Annotated in this window: 1 protein-coding gene; it reads left to right on the top strand. The window is 60.6% G+C overall.

Annotated features, from left to right (window positions below; genetic code table 11):
- Nucleotides 1-173: hypothetical protein (locus R0J88_RS20475; RefSeq protein WP_410900947.1), on the top strand; the 173-nt coding region annotated here is incomplete at its 5' end.
- Nucleotides 174-269 lie beyond the last annotated feature (96 nt).

The following is a 269-nucleotide window of genomic DNA, read 5'->3' as shown; positions in this document are numbered from 1 at the left end:
CCACCGTCAAGGCGCTGCGCAAGAACGTGACCGCCAAATGTTACGGCGGCGACGTCAGCCGCAAGAAGAAGCTGCTCGAGAAGCAGAAAGCGGGCAAGAAGCGCATGAAGCAGGTCGGCCGGGTGGAAATTCCCCAGGACGCCTTCCTTGCCGTGCTCAAGATGAACGACTGAGGCAGGCCGCCGTCTGGCGGCTTGCCACCAAGACCCAGGGCAGACAGGGACAACGATGGATTTCTCGCTAGTATTGGTGATTGCCGTAGCGGTAGC

It is taken from the genome of Pseudoalteromonas sp. SIMBA_162 (assembly GCF_046535955.1).
GTDB classification, from domain to species: domain Bacteria; phylum Pseudomonadota; class Gammaproteobacteria; order Enterobacterales; family Alteromonadaceae; genus Pseudoalteromonas; species Pseudoalteromonas marina.
The sequence above is the reverse complement of the archived record's forward strand: the minus strand, read 5'-3'. Positions and strand labels throughout refer to the sequence as shown.